Genomic DNA, 8,579 nt, shown 5'->3' on the forward strand with positions numbered 1-8,579 from the left:
GATAAGGCCATTAAATCATTAGAAGATAAAATTATAAATTCTAAATATCTCTATGAGCATCAATGGAGCAAGGGGGACTTACTCTTTGCTGATAATTATTCTCTCTTACACGGAAGACGTGCCCTTATCTCTAGTGAAGAGGGGAAGAGATTGTTAAAGAGAATACAAATAAGGTAAGGAGAGCACAGTAATGAAAAGAATAGTTAAAGATGGGAATGGTTTTCATGATTTTAAAAAAGAAGCCCAAGTCACAAGCTTTCACCATGATTTTGTGAGTTATGTTAAGTCTTTTGGAGATATTTATTTTTGGCCTAAAGGAAACTTTCATGTTGTGACGAAGGCAACTCTTGCAAAAGCGGCACTAAAGAATCCAGCTATTAGTTGTGATCGTAGTAGTTTCTTTATTTCGAGAATGCCAAATATGGATTTGAGTCTCATTACTGATTTCTTTGAGGTTGTCTCTCGAATGATGGTGATGAGAGATGGAGAAGATCATCGTAAAAGAAGAAGTATTGCTACTTTCGGACTGAATGATGAACTCATAGATCACTACGCAGAAAAAATCCCTTTCTTTTTAGATCAGTTTATCAATGAAGCAAAAACAAATGATCTTGGAGAGATTGACTTTGCCCAAGATATTGCCGCTCGACTTCCCTCAGTTATCTTAGCGGAGCTATTTTGTATTCCAGAAGAAGATAGGAAGAAATTTAGCGACTGGTCCAATACTATGACTGGCTTTTTTGGAGGAGGGAGTTCGTATGAAAATGAAGATGGTATTCGAGTTAATAAGGCAGCACAAAGTTTAAGGGAATATTTTAAGGAGTTATTAACTAAGAGAAGAGAGAGTCCTGAAAATGACTTCTTTTCTGGGATGCTGAAAGTGGCCAATAAGTTTGACTTTGATGAAGCAGACCTAATTTCTCAAGCGATTATGATGCTTGTTGCGGGGCAAGTGACTACGACGGATCAAATTAATAATATCATGTTTCAACTTCTGCACGATCAAAAAACTTTAAAAGAGGTTCAAGATAATTCAAAACTTATAATACCTATGATAGAGGAATTTAAGAGACTTGATCCTGCGGTCACCTTTATCTTTAGGGTTGCTTTAGCAGATACTGCTATCGGTGATCAAATTGTGAAAAAAGGGGAAACCATTTTCATCAGTACTCATTGTATCAATCGCGATGAGGAGATTTTCCAAAACCCTCATTTACCTATTTTAAGTAGAAAGAAATTTAATCATTTCTCTTACGGTCATGGAGCCCACTATTGTCTTGGGGCAAGATTGGGACGAATTGAAATGAATAAACTATTCTCTTACTTTGTAGAGAAATTTCCAAATATTCGTCTTGGTCAGATGCCTTCTGTGCGCGATCATTACTCGCTATCTTTTTCGGGGTTTAAATCTCTTCCGATTGTCTTAGAGTGAGTACTACAGGATGAGGATTTCAAATCTTGTACTAGATTTTTACCAAGAAGTGTTTAGAGAAAATATTGTCGAAACTAAAAATTTAATGGGGTTTAAAAATGATCAATTTAATAACCCCATTATGACTCCAAACTTTGTTCTTTCTTCAGACCTTACAAAGCTAGAAATTGAAAAACAAAGGAAGCAGTTAGCTTGCGAGTCCTTATGGTTTAATTGTTTCAATGAGTTTAATCCGAGTAATATCTCTCTAGGAAAAATGATTCTGCAACCAGAGTATATTGTCGAAAAAACAACAGAGACTTTTATTAGTGGGAAAGAAAGATATAGTTATCAACAATCGGTTGATAATAATTATCTTAAACTGGTTGAAGCAAATAGTTCTAACTTAAATATCGTGACACAAAAGAAAATTCTCTCTGTCTTCGAGCTGAATAAGGCCAATTTTGAGTTCTATCTTTGCCGAAACCAGGAGTCGGATATTGTGGCGGGAGCGACTCTTATTCATACAAGAAGAACGACTCTTTTAATTAACGGCTTCGTCGATTTTCATTCACGAGGGACTGGTTTATTTAAACGGTTTTTCAATAACTTAAGAAATCACTGCTATAATAGAGGCACTCAGAGCGTTTTCTATTGGACCTATCATCCAAAGTTAAAAGGAAAGTCTGAGCTATTTCAGCAACTTAGCATCTATAAAGAATAGTTGAACTCGTTACTTGGTATTGAAGTATAATGGGGAAAATATCATTTGTTTACTATGGTTAAAGTCTTGATAAAATATTTCGAACCCATGAATTATTTAGGAGATAGCTATGAGTGATAAACTATCACGACGTGATTTTTTGCTTAAGAGTGCCCATGCTGGTGTCGCAGTTTCAAGTACACTAAGTGCTCCAAATATTATTGCCAAGAAAACCCAAACAGTTAGAGTTCTTGGGACTCATGTGACATTACAAGAAGAGTTGAGAAAGAAAGCAATGAAGGATTTAGGAATAAATCTGGTTTTCTCTCCTGCAGGTTCTGCGGCCGTACTACAAAAAGCATCGTCTGATCCAGCAAGTTTTGATCTCTATGAGCAGTGGTCAGATAGTATTAATATTCTTTGGTCTGCAAAGGCCATTCAAGGAATTGAAATCGATCGCCTAAAGTATTGGAAGGAAATCAATACTATTACTAAGACAGGAAAGATTTCACCTCAGGCAAGTTTTGGGGCAGGAGATGCGCCATATAAGCTACTCTATGTACAAGATGATGGGAAACTTGGTAGTCAGGATTCAAAGAAGATTAGCTTTATGCCTTATGTTCATAATGTTGATTCATTTGGTTACAATACAAATATTATCCCCGCTGGAGAAGCCTATAAAACAGAGAGCTGGGCATGGCTTTTAGATGATCGTTATAAGGGAAAGGTTGGAATTGTAAATGCTCCGACGATAGGAATTTTCGATATGGCACTTGCTGCTCAGGCACAAGGACTTATGAAATTTAAAGACATCGGAAATATGACAACTGAAGAAATTGATAAACTCTTCTCTATCTTAATTAAGAAAAAGCAAGAGGGACATTTTGGAGGTTTTTGGTCTTCAGTTCCAGAATCAATTGACTTCATGGTTAAAAATAGAGTTGTTATAGAAAGTATGTTCTCACCTGGTGTTTCTGGGGCGAGAGGATTGGGTGTCCCTGTTCGTTATGCCGCTCCTAAAGAAGGATACAGGGCTTGGCATGGTGTCATGTGTCTTTCTTCGAAAACTCAAGGGCATGTTAAAGATGCGGCCTATGAATATATGAATTGGTGGCTTTCTGGTGAACCAGGGGCATTTATTGCAAGACAAGGTTACTATATCTCCAACCCAGAGAGATCAAGACCTCTTATGAGTAAGGATGAGTGGGATTACTGGTATGGGGGAGAGATTGCTAGAGTAGATCTTAAGGGAACAGATGGTAGAGTCTCTGTTAAGAAAGGTCAATTTAGAAATGGTGGTTCATATATTAATCGATTTAGTAATATTGCCGTTTGGAATACTGTTATGAGTAATTATGATTACAGCTTAGACAAGTGGTATGAATTCTTAAACGCCTAGGACTGCCATGAAAATACTCAAGGCCTTAAATAATAGTTCAATAGCAACGAAAGTTGTTATTGGGTTTGCCGTTGTTCTTGGGATTTTCTTAGCCCTAGTCGCTAATTTCTATCAAGTATCTAGCCTTGAGAGAAAGAGTCAAAAAGAAATTTCACGCCTAACAATTAATTCTTCAAAAATTATTAATATCAACAGAGAGATTTCTGAAATTCAAAGACTAACGACTGTCTATGGTATGACGGGAAGCTCTTCTGTACTTAATAAAATCAAGAAGAGCTATGAGTCAATAAAGGAAGAACTTCATAAGGTCTCAAACTCAATTGATAAGAAGGAAACTAAGGATCAAATTTCTACTCTTCAAAATATTTTAAAATCTTATGGGGAGAATATCGATTCATTAAAGAAGCGCTATGATTATCGTGAAAAAATCTTATCAAAAGATCTTCCAAACTTCTGGAGCGAAGTTGAAAGCTATATTGACTCTCTGGAAAGAAATCAAAAAAGAGCTGAAATACATTTGATTTTAAATGATATTCACCTCTTTTGGTCTCGAATAAATATCAACGCGACAGGATTTCTTTCAAAAAGAGATTATCGATATAAGAGAAATTTAACAAGTGTTTTAGGGGACTTTGATTCTTATTTAAGAAAGAATAAATCTAAATTGGGGAGTAAGAGTTACTTAAAGTTTACAGGATATATAGAACGTTTTAACTCTCTCTTTGATCAGGCCATTCAGGCAAATAGAATTTACCTTTCTCTTGTAAATGTGGTTATGGCCGGCTACACGTTAGAGTTTACGACAGTTTCGAAGAAATTAAGACAAGAAACTCTCATTCGTTTAGAGGAACTTCTTAAAATGAGTGATAGTCGTTTCGAGGAAAATGTCAGAAGGACTATTGTTATTGGTATTACAGGTTTAGTTCTGATGCTCATCATTGCCATTTATTTTAGAAAACAAGTGGCCTATGAAATTCAGGACATATCAAAAACATTTAAAAGTTTTATCGGGGGAAATCTTAATCAAGAGATCCCTGGTCTTGAGCGAAATGATGAAATTGGTCAGCTCGCTAAGGCCGCGGATATTTTTAAGAAAGTTAGTCTCCGAATGAAAAGAGAACAAGAAAGAGCTGAGAGATTAACTAGAAGTAAATCTGAATTCTTAGCAAATATGTCTCACGAGATTAGAACTCCAATGAATGGTATTCTTGGAATGGTTACTCTCTTGCGACAAAGTTCTTTAACTGAAAAGCAGCAAGATATGGTTGAGACAATTGATTCTTGTGGGGAAAATCTTTTGACTATTCTTAATGATGTCCTGGATTTTAGTAAAATTGAAGCAGGTAAGCTGACAATCGATCCCCACCCTTTTGACTTCGAAAAGTGTATCGGTGAGATATCATTTCTTTTCAAAGATAGAGTTATTCACAAGGGTTTAAGTTACAAAACTAAGATTGAAGGTAAGGTGCCACAATTTGTGATTGGTGATGTAACAAGAATCAAACAAATTGTTATCAATCTTCTCTCTAACGCCTTAAAGTTTACAAAAGTTGGAGGAGTCTATCTGATTATTGAAGTTAAAGAGTTAGAAGATGGAGTATTTAATTTTAAGTTTCATGTCTCTGATACTGGAATTGGAATCTCTGATGAAGCTCTTGAAAAACTTTTCTTACCTTTTACTCAAGCCGATGCTTCTACAACGAGAAAGTTTGGTGGAACGGGTCTTGGACTCTCTATTTCTTTGAATCTTGCAAATTTGATGGGGGGGAAGCTCTATGCTGAAAGTCAAAAGGGAGAGGGGTCAAAATTCACTCTTGAACTAAACTTAAAGGAAACAGAAGCTTTAGTCGCCGAAAGTCCTTCTCTAGGAGCTCTGAATTTTAACGATTCAAATTTAAAAATCCTTGTCGTCGAAGATAATAAGATTAATGTGAAAGTTATTGAGTCCTATCTTTCAAAACTTGGTCTAGGCTGTCTTGTCGCAGAGAATGGTCAAGTCGCAGTTGAGATGTGTCTTAAAGAAAAATTTGATCTTATCTTTATGGATATGCAGATGCCTGTCATGGATGGGGTCACTGCAACTGAAAAGATTAGAGAAAAATACAATGCGAGTGAGCTACCTATCGTCGCGATGACGGCAAATGCCTTCGATGATGATAAGATGAAATGCTTTGAAGCAGGAATGACTGATTTTATCAGCAAGCCTGTTAAGATTGATAAACTTAGGGATGTTCTAATCAAGTACGAGAAGTAACTAGTTTTCTTTTCCCTTACTAATCAAATCGACTAGGTCTTTGAGTAGCACATTTGATTCAAGAGGGTGTCTCAATGTTTTATCTGAGATAATACTGTAGCGGTTTGCTCTTCCCACTTTTTTCTTAATGATATAACCGGCCTCATTCAAATCCTGAATAATTCCTAAGACTGCACGCTCCGTAATTCCGACACGCATCGCAATTTCGCGTGCTGTTATATCTTCGTTGGCTGCGAGCAAGAAGTATATGTGTCCGTGATTACTAAAGAAAGTCCAGCTTGGCCTATTATTGTCCATTAATCCTCCAGTGAAAATAATATACAGTATTTCCTGCGAAAAAATACATGAAATATTATCCATGCACGCTGATACATGAAATAATTTGCATGAATTAAAATGTTCTGATATCGTCCTATGGAAAGGAGATAGGATGTATAATTTCAGCTACTTACTACCGCTTGTTATTATTCTGCCCATATTAACGAGGCGAATAGATCAGTGTGACCTAGGTTTTAGGACAATTCTAATTAATAGTTTAGGGCCAGTAATACTACTTACTCTGAGTGTAATGACTTATATTTCTGGAGTGCCGCTTGAGCTATCGGTCTGGAAGTTTTCATCAATTATGCCTCTGGGGCTTAAGCTTGATATTCTCTCGGGGATAATTTCGACAACTGTTCTTCTTATAGGAAATATTGTTTTTAGATATTCCATTCGATATTTGCAAGATGATCTAGAAAGGGAGAACTTTTTAAGAAATTTATCTCTTTTAATCTCATCAGTTCTTCTGATGTTAATGTCACCAAATTTTATTCTCTTAATATTCTCCTTTTTTGCTATCTCACATTTTCTCTTTAAACTGCTATCGCATTTAGAAGATGACAGATCAGCGATGATAACGGCAAAGAAGAAGTTAACAGTTGATAGAATAAGTGATGTCTTTTTAGTTGTGGCCAGCTTCTTTATCTTTCTGGTTTTCAAAAGTTTTGATTTTGAGGTTATCTTTAATCAAATTCAAAATATACAAGTAAATGATACCAACAAGCTCTATCTCGTTATTGCCACGGCAAGTATTGTAATTTCAGCAATGGCGAAGTCTGTATTAACGCCTTTTCATCATTGGTTGCCAAATACAATGGGAGCTCCAACACCAGTTTCTGCAATTATGCATGCGGGAATAATAAATGCCGGTGGGTACCTTGTTATTAGAATGAGTCCTCTTTTATCACAATCACCAACAGTGTTAATACTACTCGCATTTGTTGGAAGTGCGACGACATTTTGGGCAACAGTAGTGATGTTTACTCAAACGAGTATCAAAAAGAATTTAGCCTATTCCACGATAGCTCAAATGGGCTTTATGATGTTTCAATGTGGTGTAGGGGCTTATTCTGTTGCCATAATCCATATTGTTGGGCATGCCTTTTATAAGGCCTATGCATTTCTAAACTCTGGTTCTGCTGTAGAAATAGGTAGAGTGAGTAGATATTTCCCTAAGAATATGAAGCGTCCTACAATACAGCATTCGCTTCTTATTGGGGGCATCACAGTCTCACTAATGCTATTCAGTCTTAAAATTTTTGACCAAGAGATCTTAAACGATCTAGGAAAAGTAGCACTGTTGATCGTTCTCTCTCTTGCAGTGTCACAGGTCTTTATATTATCGACTTCAAGAAGTCAGGCCCTAAAAGTCACTTCGGCCATGGTCTTTGTATATTTTGCTTTAACAAGTATTGTTTCAAGTGCTTTAGTGGAGATTGTCTCAGGACCAGTTTCTATTGATTCAAATGCTGAGTTAGTCATACTTTCTAGCTCAGTAGTCATATTTATTACTCTCTTCATTATTCAAAACTCACTGGAGCTCTTGTCACGAACAAGTATTGGTAAGTGGATCTATGTAAGAGCTCTTAATGGAGGTTTGAAATGAAAGATTTAAATCGTTTCGTAGAGCATGGGCAAATCACTAATCATGAAATGAATTATGAGCACCCTACTGATACAAGTATTCTTGTAGCAGAGGCCATTCAGGTTGTCTCGCAACAGGTCACTCCTATTTGGGATATTCGTGACCACGTTGCTGTTAATCCATTCTTTGGATTTAAAGATAAGAACTTTACTGAAGTTTCTCAGTATCTGAAAGGTATTTCTGGAACTGGAATTTTTCCTAAGAAGTCATACTTCTTAAAGCAATATGAAAGAGGTGAGATTACTGATTACGATCTCGAAACAGCAGTAAAACTACATGGAAAAAGTGTATCGACAAACATATCTCTCAAAGATCTTATCGACTATATTAAATCTTCTGATATTGAAATTGAATTCATAAAAAAGAAATGTCTTAGTGATCTCTTTGATCAGGAAAACAAGAGCGATCTAACAAGTCAAATCACTGATGAGGTTTCGAAATGGGCCGCCGCTTATTTTGATGAAGGTCAAGCCTTGTGGAATATTAAAGACCAGCAGAATCTTTATTCATGGTGGAAATCATTGATCATTTATCAAAGTCCCTTTGGATTAGATAAGAATAAATTTGCTAGATTTATCAAAGAGCTTCCAACTAGATCAGAAGAGGCAATTGAATATCTCACAAAGAAAATTCTTTTACAGAAAAGAATAAATGAAAATGAACTAAGCGATTACTACTATAGATTAATTTATACGGTCCTTGGCTGGGCCTCATTTATAAAGAAGTTTGAATTTGAAAGAGAACGTTCACATGAAATATCTCAGCGTGAGATAAAGTGTAAGCTAGTCGATATACTAGCTATCAGAATGGCTTATGATTTACTCTTTTTAGATGAATTTGTTAACT

Annotated in this window: 8 protein-coding genes; 7 read left to right on the plus strand and 1 reads right to left on the minus strand. The window is 36.0% G+C overall.

What is annotated here, in order from left to right; all coding sequences use genetic code 11:
* Positions 1-9: 9 nt before the first annotated feature.
* From M901_RS18440 to M901_RS16825, 5 genes are all read left to right on the plus strand, one after another.
* A complete protein-coding gene (locus tag M901_RS18440) occupies positions 10-177 on the plus strand; it encodes a TauD/TfdA family dioxygenase (protein WP_369793759.1) in 168 nt (55 codons plus the stop codon).
* Positions 178-190: 13 nt separating this feature from the next.
* Entirely contained in the window at positions 191-1,432 is a 1,242-nt protein-coding gene (locus M901_RS14570) for a cytochrome P450 (RefSeq protein ID WP_021278979.1), read from the plus strand.
* 85 nt (positions 1,433-1,517) lie between these two features.
* Positions 1,518-2,135, plus strand: a complete 618-nt coding sequence (locus tag M901_RS14575; RefSeq protein WP_198295411.1) for a hypothetical protein — start codon at positions 1,518-1,520, stop codon at positions 2,133-2,135.
* A gap of 109 nt (positions 2,136-2,244) precedes the next feature.
* On the plus strand, positions 2,245-3,513 hold the full coding sequence (locus tag M901_RS14580) for a PotD/PotF family extracellular solute-binding protein (protein ID WP_021278976.1): 1,269 nt from the start codon (positions 2,245-2,247) through the stop codon (positions 3,511-3,513).
* A gap of 7 nt (positions 3,514-3,520) precedes the next feature.
* Positions 3,521-5,767 carry a response regulator gene (locus M901_RS16825; protein ID WP_021278981.1) on the plus strand — a complete coding sequence of 749 codons (2,247 nt, stop codon included), beginning with the start codon at positions 3,521-3,523 and terminating at the stop codon, positions 5,765-5,767.
* Here M901_RS16825 and M901_RS14590 read toward each other — a convergent pair whose 3' ends face one another.
* Positions 5,768-6,064, minus strand: a complete 297-nt coding sequence (locus tag M901_RS14590) for a winged helix-turn-helix domain-containing protein (RefSeq protein ID WP_021278974.1) — start codon at positions 6,062-6,064, stop codon at positions 5,768-5,770.
* Between the two features lie 133 nt (positions 6,065-6,197).
* Here M901_RS14590 and M901_RS14595 point away from each other — a divergent pair, with 133 nt between their 5' ends.
* Entirely contained in the window at positions 6,198-7,694 is a 1,497-nt protein-coding gene (locus M901_RS14595) for a proton-conducting transporter membrane subunit (protein ID WP_021278978.1), read from the plus strand.
* On the plus strand, positions 7,691-8,579 hold an 889-nt coding region (locus M901_RS14600; RefSeq protein WP_021278980.1), incomplete at its 3' end, for a putative inorganic carbon transporter subunit DabA. The genes M901_RS14595 and M901_RS14600, both read left to right, overlap by 4 nt.

This window comes from Bacteriovorax sp. DB6_IX (assembly GCF_000447775.1).
Taxonomy (GTDB): domain Bacteria; phylum Bdellovibrionota; class Bacteriovoracia; order Bacteriovoracales; family Bacteriovoracaceae; genus Halobacteriovorax_A.

Bases quoted from the DNA above. Each gene is read 5' to 3' on its own strand.
- M901_RS14570 (WP_021278979.1), top strand. From the start codon at position 191: ATGAAAAGAATAGTTAAAGATGGGAATGGTTTTCATGATTTTAAAAAA.
- M901_RS14590 (WP_021278974.1), bottom strand. From the start codon at position 6,064: ATGGACAATAATAGGCCAAGCTGGACTTTCTTTAGTAATCACGGACAC.
- M901_RS14575 (WP_198295411.1), top strand. From the start codon at position 1,518: ATGGGGTTTAAAAATGATCAATTTAATAACCCCATTATGACTCCAAAC.
- M901_RS16825 (WP_021278981.1), top strand. From the start codon at position 3,521: ATGAAAATACTCAAGGCCTTAAATAATAGTTCAATAGCAACGAAAGTT.
- M901_RS14580 (WP_021278976.1), top strand. From the start codon at position 2,245: ATGAGTGATAAACTATCACGACGTGATTTTTTGCTTAAGAGTGCCCAT.
- M901_RS14595 (WP_021278978.1), top strand. From the start codon at position 6,198: ATGTATAATTTCAGCTACTTACTACCGCTTGTTATTATTCTGCCCATA.